Annotated in this window: 16 protein-coding genes; 4 read left to right on the top strand and 12 right to left on the bottom strand. The window is 64.4% G+C overall.

Annotation, left to right across the window (positions count from 1 at the left end):
• Positions 1–239: 239 nt before the first annotated feature.
• Positions 240–650 (bottom strand): acyl-CoA thioesterase, encoded by a 411-nt coding sequence (locus RMR04_RS08305; protein ID WP_311914080.1) that lies wholly within the window; start codon positions 648–650, stop codon positions 240–242.
• Positions 643–1,014, bottom strand: coding sequence for a hypothetical protein (locus RMR04_RS08300; RefSeq protein ID WP_311914079.1), 372 nt, complete (start codon positions 1,012–1,014; stop codon positions 643–645). The genes RMR04_RS08305 and RMR04_RS08300 overlap by 8 nt, the downstream gene beginning before the upstream one ends.
• 163 nt (positions 1,015–1,177) lie before the next feature.
• Here RMR04_RS08300 and RMR04_RS08295 point away from each other — a divergent pair, with 163 nt between their 5' ends.
• On the top strand, positions 1,178–1,600 hold the full coding sequence (locus RMR04_RS08295) for a VOC family protein (protein ID WP_311914077.1): 423 nt from the start codon (positions 1,178–1,180) through the stop codon (positions 1,598–1,600).
• A gap of 226 nt (positions 1,601–1,826) precedes the next feature.
• Here RMR04_RS08295 and RMR04_RS08290 read toward each other — a convergent pair whose 3' ends face one another.
• Both RMR04_RS08290 and RMR04_RS08285 read right to left on the bottom strand, forming a co-directional pair.
• A complete protein-coding gene (locus RMR04_RS08290; protein WP_311914076.1) occupies positions 1,827–3,071 on the bottom strand; it encodes an MFS transporter in 1,245 nt (414 codons plus the stop codon).
• Between the two features lie 161 nt (positions 3,072–3,232).
• The gene (locus tag RMR04_RS08285; protein WP_311914074.1) at positions 3,233–5,041 is read right to left on the bottom strand and encodes a putative bifunctional diguanylate cyclase/phosphodiesterase; all 1,809 of its coding nucleotides are present in this window, start codon (positions 5,039–5,041) and stop codon (positions 3,233–3,235) included.
• Between the two features lie 66 nt (positions 5,042–5,107).
• On the opposite strand from RMR04_RS08285, the gene RMR04_RS08280 reads away from it, so the two are divergent.
• On the top strand, positions 5,108–5,314 hold the full coding sequence (locus RMR04_RS08280) for a hypothetical protein (protein ID WP_311914073.1): 207 nt from the start codon (positions 5,108–5,110) through the stop codon (positions 5,312–5,314).
• On the opposite strand, the gene RMR04_RS08275 is transcribed toward RMR04_RS08280, so the two are convergent.
• On the bottom strand, positions 5,307–5,594 hold the full coding sequence (locus RMR04_RS08275) for an HlyU family transcriptional regulator (RefSeq protein WP_311914072.1): 288 nt from the start codon (positions 5,592–5,594) through the stop codon (positions 5,307–5,309). The two genes, RMR04_RS08280 and RMR04_RS08275, sit on opposite strands and share 8 nt — an antisense overlap.
• A 314-nt stretch (positions 5,595–5,908) precedes the next feature.
• Between RMR04_RS08275 and RMR04_RS08270 the strand changes: the two genes are divergently transcribed.
• Positions 5,909–6,163 (top strand): DUF2798 domain-containing protein, encoded by a 255-nt coding sequence (locus RMR04_RS08270; protein WP_311914070.1) that lies wholly within the window; start codon positions 5,909–5,911, stop codon positions 6,161–6,163.
• Between the two features lie 13 nt (positions 6,164–6,176).
• Here RMR04_RS08270 and RMR04_RS08265 read toward each other — a convergent pair whose 3' ends face one another.
• The 5 genes from RMR04_RS08265 to RMR04_RS08245 all read right to left on the bottom strand — a co-directional run bounded on the left by RMR04_RS08265 (position 6,177) and on the right by RMR04_RS08245 (position 10,227).
• Entirely contained in the window at positions 6,177–6,602 is a 426-nt protein-coding gene (locus tag RMR04_RS08265; protein ID WP_311914068.1) for a secondary thiamine-phosphate synthase enzyme YjbQ, read from the bottom strand.
• 14 nt (positions 6,603–6,616) lie between these two features.
• Positions 6,617–7,228 carry a LysE family translocator gene (locus tag RMR04_RS08260; protein ID WP_311914066.1) on the bottom strand — a complete coding sequence of 204 codons (612 nt, stop codon included), beginning with the start codon at positions 7,226–7,228 and terminating at the stop codon, positions 6,617–6,619.
• A gap of 76 nt (positions 7,229–7,304) precedes the next feature.
• Complete coding sequence (locus RMR04_RS08255) at positions 7,305–8,279, bottom strand: dienelactone hydrolase family protein (RefSeq protein WP_311914065.1); 975 nt, start codon at positions 8,277–8,279, stop codon at positions 7,305–7,307.
• 57 nt (positions 8,280–8,336) lie between these two features.
• Positions 8,337–9,338 carry an NADP-dependent oxidoreductase gene (locus RMR04_RS08250; RefSeq protein WP_311914064.1) on the bottom strand — a complete coding sequence of 334 codons (1,002 nt, stop codon included), beginning with the start codon at positions 9,336–9,338 and terminating at the stop codon, positions 8,337–8,339.
• Positions 9,339–9,396: 58 nt separating this feature from the next.
• The gene (locus tag RMR04_RS08245; RefSeq protein ID WP_311914063.1) at positions 9,397–10,227 is read right to left on the bottom strand and encodes an oxidoreductase; all 831 of its coding nucleotides are present in this window, start codon (positions 10,225–10,227) and stop codon (positions 9,397–9,399) included.
• 89 nt (positions 10,228–10,316) lie between these two features.
• On the opposite strand from RMR04_RS08245, the gene RMR04_RS08240 reads away from it, so the two are divergent.
• Complete coding sequence (locus RMR04_RS08240) at positions 10,317–10,748, top strand: winged helix-turn-helix transcriptional regulator (protein WP_311914062.1); 432 nt, start codon at positions 10,317–10,319, stop codon at positions 10,746–10,748.
• An 85-nt stretch (positions 10,749–10,833) separates the two neighbouring features.
• On the opposite strand, the gene RMR04_RS08235 is transcribed toward RMR04_RS08240, so the two are convergent.
• Together RMR04_RS08235 and rpoD are read right to left on the bottom strand one after the other, a co-directional pair.
• A complete protein-coding gene (locus RMR04_RS08235) occupies positions 10,834–11,079 on the bottom strand; it encodes a hypothetical protein (protein WP_311914061.1) in 246 nt (81 codons plus the stop codon).
• Between the two features lie 79 nt (positions 11,080–11,158).
• Positions 11,159–13,186, bottom strand: coding sequence for an RNA polymerase sigma factor RpoD (rpoD, locus tag RMR04_RS08230; protein ID WP_069692646.1), 2,028 nt, complete (start codon positions 13,184–13,186; stop codon positions 11,159–11,161).
• Between the last annotated feature and the right edge of the window lie 134 nt (positions 13,187–13,320).

Genomic DNA, 13,320 nt, shown 5'->3' with positions numbered 1-13,320 from the left:
ACCGCGACGCCGGCCACCTGCCGCGAGTTCGCGCAAAGCGAGAACCTCGCGACGATCGCGCATGCGTGCACGGCTCCGATTTCAGAAGGCAGGACAAGGCCTTCCGAAGATCAAGATCGCGGATATGCACTTAAGGAACGTTTAAGCGGGCGGATTCTTCTGAATCACTCGCGCGCATCGGCGCTTCAGGATTCGTTAGGCTGTGCGGCGGAAGCGAGGCGGCAAGCGCAGGCTTGGCCTCACGCCTCCTGCGGCTTCGGCACCGGCCTTGGCCGGCCCTCCTCGTCGATCGCCACGAAGGTGAAGGTCGCGTCGGTGACCTTCTCGTGCAGCGTCGTGCGGAAACGGCGGGCCCAGGCCTCGACATGGATCTTCATCGAGGTCCGCCCGACGGACTCGACTTCGGTATAGACGCTGAGCACATCGCCGACCTTGACCGGCCTGATGAAGGTCATCGCATCGACCGCGATCGTGACCACGCGCCCTTGCGCCCGGTCCACCCCGGCGATGCCGCCAGCCGCGTCCATCCGCGACATCACCCAACCGCCGAAGATGTCGCCATTGGCGTTGGTGTCGGCCGGCATGGCGTTGACGCGCACGGTGAGACTCCCGCGCGGTGCTTCATCCTGCGTCAGGCCCGGCTCAATCATCGCTGCTCTTTCCCTGTTCGACATGGAAGGAATGGAGCACACGATGCAGCACCGGCGCCAGCACGAAACCGGTCGCGATCACCACGAACAAACCCGAGAACAAGGCATAGGCGCCGGCGAAGAGCTTGCCGCCATCGGTCTTGAGCTGGTCGACGGGGCCCATGCCCGACAGGATCATCGCTGCATTGACGAAAGCGTCGACGGCGCTCATGCCCTCGGTCGACATGTAGCCGGCCATGCCGATTGCCATGCCGACCGTGGCCAGCCCCACATAGATCAGCAGGGTGCGGCCCATGCGCCAGACGAAGCGGTGCACAGGGATCACTGTCTGCCTGCGATGCTCGAACTGCGTCAGGCCCTTCATCGCCGCTCCCTTTCACGCCTTGCCGCAAGCCTTGCCGGTTGAGCCGGCATCCGACACGCGGCATGCTGCGTCAAGCGCGGCGAAGACCATGGATGATAGCTAGAGCATTTCCTTCACGCGAACCGGTATCCACTTCGCTCGAAAATGCTCCAGGAGGAACGCCATGACCACAGCGCCCGCCATGATCTGCGTCTCGCTGCGCTATGCCGATGCACCGAAAATGTACGACTGGCTGATCACGGCCCTGGGCTTCGAGAAACACGCCGCCTACTACGCGCCGGACGGCAAAACCCTGCTGCATGGCGAACTGCGCATGGGCGAGAGCTTCGTCATGCTGGGCTCGGCCGAGAACAATGAATTCGGCAAGCTCGTAGCCAGACCCACTGAGCTCGGCGGCACCACCGCCTCGCCCTATATCGCCACCGACGACATCGACGCCCGCTGCGAGCGCGCCCGAGCAGCTGGAGCCGAAATCTGCATGGAGCCGACCGACCAGCCCTATGGCAGCCGCGACTTCATCTGCAAGGACCCGGAAGGGCATATCTGGTGCTTTGGGACGTACCGGCCGGGCGACAAGCCGGCTTGAAGCGCCAACCGGCGTCAGCACAACCTTGCCGTCATTCCGGACAAGCCGCGCAGCGGCGCCGATCCGGAATCCATCGAAGGGCGCTGGACTCTACGATGGATTCCGGGTCTGCGCTTCGCTGCGCCCGGAATGACGGAGCGGTTGTGATGAGGCCGCAGCTCCTCACGCCATCGCCGGACCTGAGCCGACTTTTCATCCGTGAGCACAGGACGCGCAGAAAGCCGCGTCAGGCGGCCGCCGGAGTGGAATTTCCCAGCGAAGTTCGCGGCCGCGACCGCATCATCAGCCAGCAGACCAGCGCGAGATTGACCAGGTTCCAGGCCAGCCCGTTGAGGAAGGCGACGCGGTAGGAGGCGAAATAATCGAAGATCGCGCCCGAGACATAGCCGCCGAAGGCCATCCCTAAAACCGTCGCCGACATCACGATGCCGATGCGCACGCCCGCCTCCTTGGCTGGCAGGTATTCGCGGATGATGACCGCATACATCGGCACGATGCCGCCCTGGAACAGGCCGAAAATGCCGGTGACGATGTAGAGCGAGGTCAGACCGTCGAACCAGAGATAGAGGAACAGCGCCGCGCCCTGCATCGCCGAGCCCAAGGCCAGCGTCGCCGTTCCGCCGATGCGGTCGGCGACGAAGCCCGAGCCGATGCGGCTGATGATGCCAAGCCCCAGCATGAGCGAGAGCATTTCCGCGCCGCGCGCGACGCCGTAACCGAGATCGCCGCAATAGGCGACGATATGGACCTGCGGCATCGCCATGGCGACGCAGCAGCAGAAGCCGGCGGTCGCGAGCAACCATTGCAACTGGTTCGCCGAGAGGCCGAGATCGCCGCGCGCGCTGGTGCTGGCCGCATCGTCGGCAGCCATGTGCTCGACTGAAGGACGCCGCCGGAAGAACAGCGACAGCGGCAGCATGACGATGAGCGCCGTCAGTCCGATGCCGATATGCGTCGCCCGCCAGCCATGATGCGCCACGCCCCAGGTGATGAGCTGCGGCCAGATCACCCCGGCGAGATAGCTCCCCGACGCGCCGAACACGACGGCAAGCCCGCGATGCTTGCGGAACCAATGCGACAGATCGGCAATCAGCGGGGAGAAGCCTGCCCCACCGCCAATGCCGATCAGGACGAGATGGACCAGCGCGAACTGCCAGAGCGATTGCGCCAACGCCGCCAGCATGTAGCCGCTGCCGAGCAGGAGCGCGCCCATCACCACCGGCACGACGATGCCGTAGCGATCGGCGATGCGGCCCATGGCGATGTTGCCGAAGCCAAAGCCGATCATCACGCAGGTATAGGGCAGCGCGGCGCCTGCCCTGAGCGCGCCGAACTCGGCCTGCACCGAAGGCAGCACGACCACGACCGACCAGGTGCCGACGCAAGCGACCGTGCCGAGCAGCAGCGACATCGCCAGCCTGAGCCAGGCATAGGAGGAATCCGGCGCATAACGCGCATCCAGGGAAGTCATGTTTCCTCGCGCCGTCGTTTTCAGAGAACGACTTTTCCAGTTGCGAGGATTAGGCGGCGCCGCCCCGCGCGACAAGCGCAGGCCCCGCAGGGCGGAACGGCGTTGGCGGAAGAGGTGCGCCTGACCATGACGAGGAGGCGCGGGGAAAAGGCAAAAGCCTCTCAGGCGCCCGTCACATGCGCGTAGGCGCCGGCGTCCAGCGGGCGGCCGAGCAGGAAGCCTTGGGTCAGGTCGCAGCCTTCCTGGATCAGGAAGTCGAGCTGTTCGGGCGTCTCCACGCCTTCGGCCACCACCTCGATGCCGAGCGCATGGCCGAGCTGGATGACGGCGCGCGTGATCGCGACCGATTCCAGCGTCACGCCGAGCTTGGCGATGAAGCTGCGGTCGATCTTCAGCGTCGTCAGCGGAAAGCGATGCAGATAGGAGAGCGAGGAATAGCCGGTGCCGAAATCATCGAGCGCGATGCGCACGCCGAGCGCGCGCAATTTGGCGAAGGTCGCCATGGCGCGGTCGGCATCGGTGACCATGACGCCCTCGGTGATCTCGAGCTCGAGCCGCTCAGGGTCGAGGCCGGTCTCGGCCAGCACCGCCGCGACACGGCCGGGCAGGTCGCCGGACTGGAACTCCAGCGCCGAGATGTTGACGGAAATCCGCAAGGGCTGTGTCCAGCGCGAAGCCTCGATGCAGGCGCTGCGCAGCACATAGGCGTCGAGCTTGGCGATGAGACCGCCCTCCTCCGCCGCCGGAATGAAGCTCGCCGGCGCGACGATGCCGCGCACCGGGTCCTTCCAGCGCGCCAGCGCCTCAAAACCCGCGATCGAGCCATCGGCCCGGAACAGCGGCTGGTAATGCGGGTGGATCTCATTGCGCTCGATCGCCTGGCGCAAATGCCGGCTGAAGGTGAGGCGTTCCTGTTCGCGCGCCTGCTCGGCGAGATCGAACATGCGCATCGCGCCCGGCCCCTCGGATTTGGCGAGGTTCAAGGCGGCATTGGCGGCGGCGATCAGGCGGATTTGATCGTCGCCATCCCCCGGAAAGCACGCGCAGCCGGCGCTGACGCTGATCTTGAAGGAATGGCCGCTCGTGAAGAATTCTTCCGCGAAGGCACAGCGTACGCGCTCGGCCTGCGCCCGCGCCTCGCCCTCTGTCTGCAGCGCGCCCGAGACCAGCATGAACTCGTCGCCGCCGATCCGCGCCAGGAAGGCGTCGCCGGCACTGGCCCGCAAACGCTGCGCCGCCTCGACCAGAACCGCGTCGCCCACGGCATGGCCATGCTCGTCGTTCAGCGCCTTGAAGCCGTCGAGGTCCATGCGCATCACGACCAGCTCTTCGCCGGCAAGCCGCGCCTGCGTCAGCCTCCGGTCGAGATGGGCGCTCAGCGCCGGGCGGTTGTGCAGCCCGGTCAGCCCGTCATGATGCAGCGTGTCCGCCAGCTTCTGCTCGACCTGCTTGCGCTTGCTGATGTCGACCAGCAGGTTGAAGCCGCCGATCAGCGCACCGTCATCCCCAAACAGCGGCGTGGGATAGGTCAGGATGGGCGTCCGTGTCCCGTCCGGGCGTTCGAGCATGGCCTCGATGCCGCGCACGGGCCGGCTCTCCCGCAGCGCGACCGCCATCGGGCAGTCCTGGTGCGCGAGCGGCGCGCCCTCGATGGTGAAGAGCCTGTGCGTGATGCACCAGCGATCCGCGCCGATGCGCGGCTCACGCCCGACAAAGGCGCCGGAAGCGCGGTTGGCATAGGTGACCCGCCCCTCGGCATCGGTCATGTAAACGCAGATCGGCAGTTGATCGAGCACGCCCTCGAACCAGGCGTCGCGGTGAGCCGGCTTGTCGTTCCTCGCCGCCCCTGGCGCGATCTGGGAGAGATCGACACCACCTTCCCTCAGCGCCGCGAAGCCCGACGCGATCTGACGATCGGCGGAGAACCGGCGATAGGCAGTTACGTCGGGGCTGGTGACAGCCTTGGACATTGGTGCAATCCGCTGAACATTCTTGAAACTCTGCGCTTTCGATAGAAGCCGTAGAGATCACAACAAATGCTTAAAGCAGCAGCCAAGCGGGCCGCTTCAGCGGGATCGCCTCTCACTCTGCAAGATGAAGCAAGAACATCAATAAAAAATGAAAAACCTGGAAAAATTCAAGAAACAGTCCAGAAATTATTGTCTACGCCGCAGAGCAATATGATTGTATGCCTTAACGTAATCGGCATCATCCAGCAGCAGCACCGCGGCCGATTTATTTGAAGAGCGCGTCGCCTTGCTCATCGACGAGCTGCTTACCCTTCACCAGCGCGAAATCGGCGGCGTCCTCGGCACCGGGAAAGCGGTCGGCCCGCACAAAGCGATGCTGGCGGAGTTCCCCGCCGATCTCCTTTTCAACCACGCCGCAAAGCTGGTGCTGCCCGCCTTCCTGATAGGGCGTCGCATGGATGGTGAAACCATTATGCTCGATGCTCTTGAGCGGGCCGGCCGGCGTCTCGCTGGCCTTGCCGCCCAACCCGAACAGGGATTTCAAAAACGACATGGGGCCTCCGCATTCGTCGCGACTTCATATAGGGCAGGATCAACGCCAAGGGGAGCCCAGTTTGCGCTCGTCCACGCGCGAGACGCGCAGCCTCTCATCTAAAGGTGAGAGCAGGATCGATGCGAAAAACCGGCTTCCCTTGGCATTAATCCTGCCCTAGAAGGCGGCATCGGCCTGACAGGCCGGTCGTAAGCGTCTCACGTCAGACAACGCATCCAACCGGCTATCGCCGTCAGGATGCTTTGCCAAGATGTTTCGCCAAGATGCCTTGCAATGCCCCACGGCACGGCCCGCTTACGAAAGCTTATCGTCCCATGTCCAACCTATCGTCCCGGCGCCGGCTTCCGGCGCGCTACGGCACTGTCGTGCTGCCCTTCCTCTTGTCGATCGTCATGACCTTCGTGGTCTCGGCCATCTCGACGCTGCGGGCGCTTGGCCTCTCCCCGGACTTCCTCCACACTTGGCCGGTCTCCTGGGGCCTGTCCTGGCTGGTCGCCTTCCCCACGCTGCTTCTGGTCCTGCCGCTGGTGCGGCGGATCATGGCTCTGATCGTGGCTCCGCCAGCTTAAGGGCAGAGGGCATCTAACTCCCCAGATGCAGCACGACCTCGCGCCGATGCGGCCTGCGGCGATGCTCGAACAGATAGATGCCTTGCCAGGTTCCCAGCGCAAGGCGTCCGTCCATGATCGGGATCGAGAGGGAGACCGGCGTCAATGCCGCCTTGATATGGGCGGGCATGTCGTCGGGCCCCTCTGCCCGATGCGTCAGATAGGCCATCGCCGGATCATCGGCTTGTGGCACCAAACGGCGGAAAAACGCGTCGAGATCGCGCCTGACATCAGGGTCGGCATTCTCCTGGATCAGCAGCGAGCAGGAGGTATGGCGCAGGAACAGCGTCAGCAGCCCGCTTTCGATAGGCGCCGAGCGGATGAAGGCCATGACGCGGTCCGTGAACTCATAGAGCCCGGCTCCATGCGTCTCGATGGCGAGGACCGATTGCGAGCTCATCCCCGGCGCGGCCGTCAGCGCTCGGTCAGCGCGAGCTTGGCGCCCAGCGCGACAAAGGCGGCGGCAAAGCTGCGGCGCAGCCAGGCCATCACGGCTGGACGGCTGACAACCTTATCGCGCATCGCCGCGGCGAAGAGACCGTAGAGCGCAAAGACCGCGAAGGTCATCGCCATGAACACGGCGGAGAGTTCCAGCATGCGCGTGAGCGGCGCGGCCTCGTCGGCGGCAATGAACTGCGGCAGGAAGGCGACGAAGAAGATCGACAGCTTCGGATTGAGCACATTGATCGCGATACCGTCTGTCAGCACGCGCAGCCCAGAGCGCGGATCGGCCTTGGTCTCGACCTTGAGCGCGCCCTGCTCGCGCAACGTCTGCCAGGCCATCCAGAGCAGATAGGCGACGCCGGCATATTTCACGATCTCGAAGGCGAGCGCACTGGCATGCAGCAGCGCCGCCAGCCCCATCATCGCGGCAATGAGATGCGGCACGATGCCGAGCGTGCAGGCGAAGGCAGCCAACACGCTGGCGCGTGAGCCGCGCGTGAGCCCGGCAGCGATGGTGTAGATCGCGCCTGTGCCGGGCGAAGCGACGATAATCAGCGAGGTCAGGAGGAATTCGGGGGACATCGATGGCTCCGGCTGAACGGACATTCGCGGCAGGTTAGCGGCACGCGTGCTTCACGCAAGCCGGCAACAGCCACGCCTATTGCGCGAAATGCCGTTCCAGAAAGGCGAGCACCCGCAGCAGCGCGTCGGCGCGCGCCTCGTCATCCGTGCCGATGAGCGGGATCGGGCCATCCCCATTGCGATAAGCCGGCAGTTCGCGCCTGTCTGCATTGGGGGCATCAAAGGCATGGACGGCACGCGGATAACTCTTCAGTTCGAGCGGGTTGCCGCGCGCCTTCGCTGCGTTGACGAAGGCTTCACAGGGCGCGAACGGGGTCCAGACGTCGGCCTCACCGAACAGCACGAGCAGCGGCGTCTGCGTCGTCCAGCGCCCGGGCTCGACCTGCGTAAAGGGCCTGGTCTGGAAGGTCTCGCTGCAGGAGCCGGGATAGAAGGCGATCGCGGAATTAAAATCCCGAGCGAGCGGCTGCGGCCGCCCGATGCTCTTATCGTTGATGGTGAGCAGCACGGTCGCGCCGCCCTGCGACCAGCCCATCAGCGCGACGCGGTCGGCCCGCACGAAGCGCTGCGCCTGGAGGTATTGCAGCGCGGCATAGGCGTCCTTTGGCCTGTCGCGCAGCATGGTGCGCCGCTGCGGCCCGGCAGTGCAGGTCTGCCCGAAACCGCGCGATTTCGCGCTGTCGACGACAAGCACGACATAGCCCTTGGCGACGAGCATGCGCGTCCAGGCGTGATAGATCGGCAGGATGCGGCCATTGCGATCGAGCAGGCCCGAACAGCCATGCATCATGACGATGGCTGGCCGCGCATCCTCCGTCGCCGGGCGATCGAGATAGGCCGTCAGCGTGGTCTCATTATCGAGCGAACGGAAACTGACGCTCTCCTGCGCAGCGGCCGCGCTTGCCCAAGCCGTGAGACCGAGCGCGCAGGCGAAGGCGGCGAGCATTCCGCCGCGCGGCCTGTGCACGAGGTCCGCCGCGATGGCGTAGAGCGTCCCAGCACTGAGCGCGGCGGCGACGATCAGCGCGGCGAACGGGACTTCGGGAGACATCGAAACGCTCCGGTTTGAGGCTTTAATATCGCTTCAGCCGGATGTGATTGTCGAAGCTTACTTCATTGTGATGACGACTTTGCCCTTGGCCCGGCCCGTTTCGACATAGGCCAATGCCTCATTGGTCTTCTCGAACGGGAAGACCCGGTCCATCACCGGGCGTATCTCACCCGCCTCGATCAGGGAGGTGATCTGTCCGAGTTGGCCGCCATTGGCCGTCATGAAGAGGAAGGAATAGTTGATCCTGCGGCGTTTCGCTTTCCTCCTGATGCCGGAGCTTAGCAGGCGCGTGACCAGTTGAAGCGGCCAACCAAGGCCACTTTTCCTCGCGAAGTCAGGATCGGGCGGACCGGAAATCGAGATCAGCGTCCCGCCCGGCTTCAGCACCGCAAGAGATTTCTCCAGCGTGTCCTTGCCGAGGCTGTTCAGCACGACGTCGTAGCCCTGGAGCACCGTCTCGAAGTCGTCCTTCTTGTAGTCGATCACGACATCCGCGCCGAGGCTTTGCACAAGGGCGATATTGGCTGTGCTCGTGGTCGTGGCGACATGGGCCCCGAGATGCTTGGCAAGCTGGATCGCGAGCGTGCCCACGCCGCCCGAGCCGGCATGGATCAGGACCTTCTGTCCCTTCTGCAGCTTGGCTCGCTCGACCAGGGCCTGCCAGGCGGTCAAGGCGACCAACGGCATGGAAGCCGCCTCTTCCATCGTCAGGTTCTTGGGCTTCAGCGCCACATTGGCCTGGTCTACCGCGATGAACTCCGCGAAGGTGCCGATGCGGTCCTGGCCCGGATGCGCATAGACCTCGTCGCCCGGGCTGAAGCGCGTAACCTTGGACCCGATGCGGGTCACCACGCCGGCGAGATCGCTCCCGAGGATCAGGGGGAGGCGATAGCGCAGGATGAGCTTGAACTCGCCGTCCCGGATCTTGGCGTCCACGGGATTGACGCCAGCGGCGCGGATCTCGATCAGGACGTCGTTTTCGCGCAACTCCGGCACGGGCGTTTCGCCGAGCCGCAGAGCACCGCCTTTCTTGTAGCGATCGATCAGGAATGATTTCATCGGACTGGCTTTCGTTTTTGTGGTGAGCCGGCAGCGCCAGCAATGCAGCGGTGACGGCTCAAGCGGGAAGTCCGTTGAATTTCCGAAGGTTCTTGTCGACGAAGGACTCAGGCAGGAAGCGGCGCATGAAGCGGACCTGCCCTGCAGCTTTTCCGGCCGTGTAGCGTCTCCTGGGCGAGGCCGCATTGGCGGCCCTTACGACGGCGTCAGCAACCACCTCGGGAGCATCGCCTTTTGCCACGATCGCGCGCATCAGCTTCTCCGCCTCGGTGCGAACCGTATCGTAGATGGCCAGCGGCCGGTCCGGCCGCGTGATGTTCTCCTCAAAGGAGGTGCGGGTCACACCGGGCTCGACGAGCACGACGCGGATGCCCTGCATGCGCACTTCATGGTCGAGCGATTCCGAATAGCCTTCGATGGCGTGCTTGGTCGATGCGTAGAGCGCGTTATAGGGCGCAGGGATCAGCCCGAGTATGGAGCTGAGGTTGACGATCCGGCCTTTGCGCTGCCGCCTCATCACGGGCAGGACCGCATTCGTCATGCGCATGGTGCCGAACACATTCACGTCGAACACCGCTTTCGCCTGCGTCGTCGTGGATTCCTCTGCGCCGCCCAGCAATCCGATCCCGGCATTGTTGACGAGAAGATCGATCCGCCCTGCCCGGCTCAGCACCTCGTCGACGACGCCCTGCACGGATGCATCGTCGATCACGTCGCAGATCAGCATCGTGACCCCGTCCGCGGTATCGGGCATCGGCTTCCGGCTGGTGCCGAAGACACGGTAGCCATCGCGCCGCAGCGCTTGTGCCGTCACCAGCCCGATGCCGGAGGACGCCCCCGTGACCAGGGCAATGCCGCGTTCTGTCTTGCTCCGTTCAGTCTTGCTCATCGTCTTCCGCCTTCATTTTTTCGTGGAATTGCGATGAGCAGTTAGTTACTATCAAATCCGTATCAAGTCACTATCAAAAAAGTATGGACATGAAGAATCTTTCGAACCAGCCATGCCTGATCGCCCGGAGCCTGGCGCTCGTGGGAGACGCGTGGAGCATGCTGATCATGCGCGACGCCCATGCGGGGCTGACCCGCTTCGATGATTTCCGCAAAAGCCTCGGCATCGCGCCGACGATGCTGACGGGGCGACTTTCGGCCCTGACCGAGGAGGGACTGCTGGAGAAACGCCGCTATTCCGAGCGCCCACCACGGGACGAATACGTGCTGACGCAAGCCGGCCGCGACTTTCTGCCGGTGCTGTTTGCGATCGGCGCCTGGGGACGCAAGCATCGCGGCGGGGGCAAGGTGACGCGCTTCTTCGACGCCGAGACCGGAACCGAGATCGAAGCTGTCACCATCGACCGCGAGACCGGCGCTCCGATCGGGACACGCCCCATTCGCATCGCGGCAGTCGAATGAATCGCCCCACGGCAGATAAAGCCAGGGCGCGGCGGATCAGACGATCGGCTGTCCCAGCAGGTAGGGATACGAGCAGAAAAGTGATCTAGGAGCCCAGGCCTTCGAAGATACCGCCGATCACCGAAGCGGCAGCTTCGCCGGCGCTGGAGAGCACGCTGCCTGCGAGGTCGAGCGCGCCGTCAAGGACGGCGCTAACGACGTCGCCGACGCCATCGCTCGCCGTGCTGCCCGTATCGCTCGCCACGGCGGGCTGCTTGCGTTGCGCTTCGGCCTGCGCTTGGGCGGCCTGCACCGCCGCTTCGATCGCCGCCAGATCAGGCTTGTCGGTCATAGCTGCCCCCCTGAGGCCGCCATCTTGGCACCGTCCCGGCCAAGAAAAAAGGCGGGTCTCTCGACCCGCCTTGATCAACTCAATTGTCCAGGAAGCTCCTGAGCTTCCGGCTCCGGCTCGGATGCTTCAGCTTCCTCAGCGCCTTTGCCTCGATCTGGCGGATACGTTCGCGCGTGACGCTGAACTGCTGGCCGACCTCTTCCAGCGTGTGGTCGGTGTTCATGCCGATGCCGAAGCGCATGCGCAGCACGCGCTCCTCGCGCGGCGTCAACGAGGCCAGAACGCGGGTCGTGGTCTCGCGCAGATTGCTCTGGATCGCCGCGTCGATCGGCAGGATCGCGTTCTTGTCCTCGATGAAGTCGCCGAGATGGCTGTCTTCCTCGTCGCCGATCGGGGTTTCGAGCGAGATCGGCTCCTTGGCGATCTTAAGGACCTTGCGCACCTTCTCCAGCGGCATGGCGAGCTTCTCGGCCAATTCCTCCGGGGTCGGCTCGCGGCCGATCTCGTGCAGCATCTGGCGCGAGGTCCGGACGATCTTGTTGATCGTCTCGATCATGTGCACCGGGATGCGGATGGTGCGGGCCTGGTCGGCGATCGAACGCGTGATCGCCTGGCGGATCCACCATGTCGCGTAGGTCGAGAACTTGTAGCCGCGGCGGTACTCGAATTTGTCGACCGCCTTCATCAGGCCGATATTGCCTTCCTGGATCAAATCCAGGAACTGCAGGCCGCGGTTGGTGTACTTCTTGGCGATCGAGATCACGAGGCGAAGATTGGCCTCGATCATCTCCTTCTTCGCCTGCCGCGCCTCGCGCTCGCCCTTCTGGACCATCAGCACGATCTTGCGGAACTCCTGGATCTCCAGGCCGGTCTCGGAGGCCAGCGTATGGATCTCCTCGCGCAGCTGCTTGATCCGGTCGAGCTCGGCACCGACGAATTCGCGCCAGCCGCGCGAGCCGAGCTTGGAGACGCGCAGAACCCATTTCGGGTCGAGCTCGCCGCCGACATGCTGCTTGAGGAAGTCCTCGCGGCCGACGCCATAGCTCTCGGCCAGGCGCAGCAGGCGCGTCTCATGCGAAATCAGCCGCTTGTTGATGTCGTAGAGCTGCTCGACCAGCGCCTCGATGCGGTTGTTGTTGAGCGAGAGCGACTTCACCGCGGTGATGATGTCGTCTTTCAGCTTCTTGTATTTGCGGTCCTGCGACGGCGAGAGCTTGGTGTTCTCCAGCCGGTTGGCGATGTCCTGGTCCTGCAGGCGGCGCAGTTTCTTGTAGTTGTCGGCGATCGAATCGAAGGTCTCGAGCACGCGCGGCTTGAGCTCGGCTTCCATGGCCGAGAGCGAGACGTTGTTCTCGATGTCGTCATCGTCCATGTCGGACGGCAATTCGCCTTCCGGCACCTCGCCAGCAGGCGCGGCGGCCTCAGCGGGCTCGCCCTCTTCGCCTTCGCCGGGCAGTTGCGACGGGTTCTTGCCGTCGGGGCCGGCATAGGTCGCTTCCAGATCGATGATGTCGCGCAGCAGCACCTTGCCTTCGACGAGCTCGTCGCGCCAGATGATAATGGCCTGGAAGGTCAGCGGACTCTCGCAGAGGCCCGCGATCATCGCCTCGCGGCCGGCCTCGATGCGCTTGGCGATGGCGATTTCGCCCTCGCGGGAGAGCAATTCGACCGAGCCCATTTCACGCAGATACATCCGCACCGGATCGTCGGTGCGCTCGGTCGGCTCGAGATTGCGCTTGACCTCGACGGGCAGCGCCGAGCGCTGCGTCTCGACGAGCTCGCCCTCGCTCTCCTCCTCGTCGCCATTCGTGCCGGTGCGCGCAGCCGCGCGCTCCTCGCCCGAGGCTTCGGGATCCTCATTGTCGACAACGTTGATGCCCTGCTCGCTGAGCTGGCCGAGCACATCCTCGATCTGCTCGGAGGAAAACTCCTCCGAGGGCAGGACTTCGTTCAGTTCGTCATAGGTGACATAGCCGCGCTTCTTAGCGAGCTTGATCATCCGCCTTACGGCCTGATCGGTCAGATCGAGCAACGGTCCATCGGACGTCGGGGGGGCTTCCGGCGCGACCTGGTCGGTCTTTTCCCGTTCGCTCGCTTTTGTCGCCATCAATCAGCGCTCCGCACTCGCGCGTCGCCACGGCTCGGAAGAAGCCACATGCAGACGCATAAAAGGGCGGCGCGGCCGCTGGTCCGGCGCGCTCACCCCACCCAAATCACTTCGGCCAGATGGCGCCGATCATC

This window comes from Bosea sp. 685 (assembly GCF_031884435.1).
Classification (GTDB): domain Bacteria; phylum Pseudomonadota; class Alphaproteobacteria; order Rhizobiales; family Beijerinckiaceae; genus Allobosea.
Note: the sequence above shows the minus strand (reverse complement) of the source record. Positions and strands in the feature narration are given on the sequence as shown.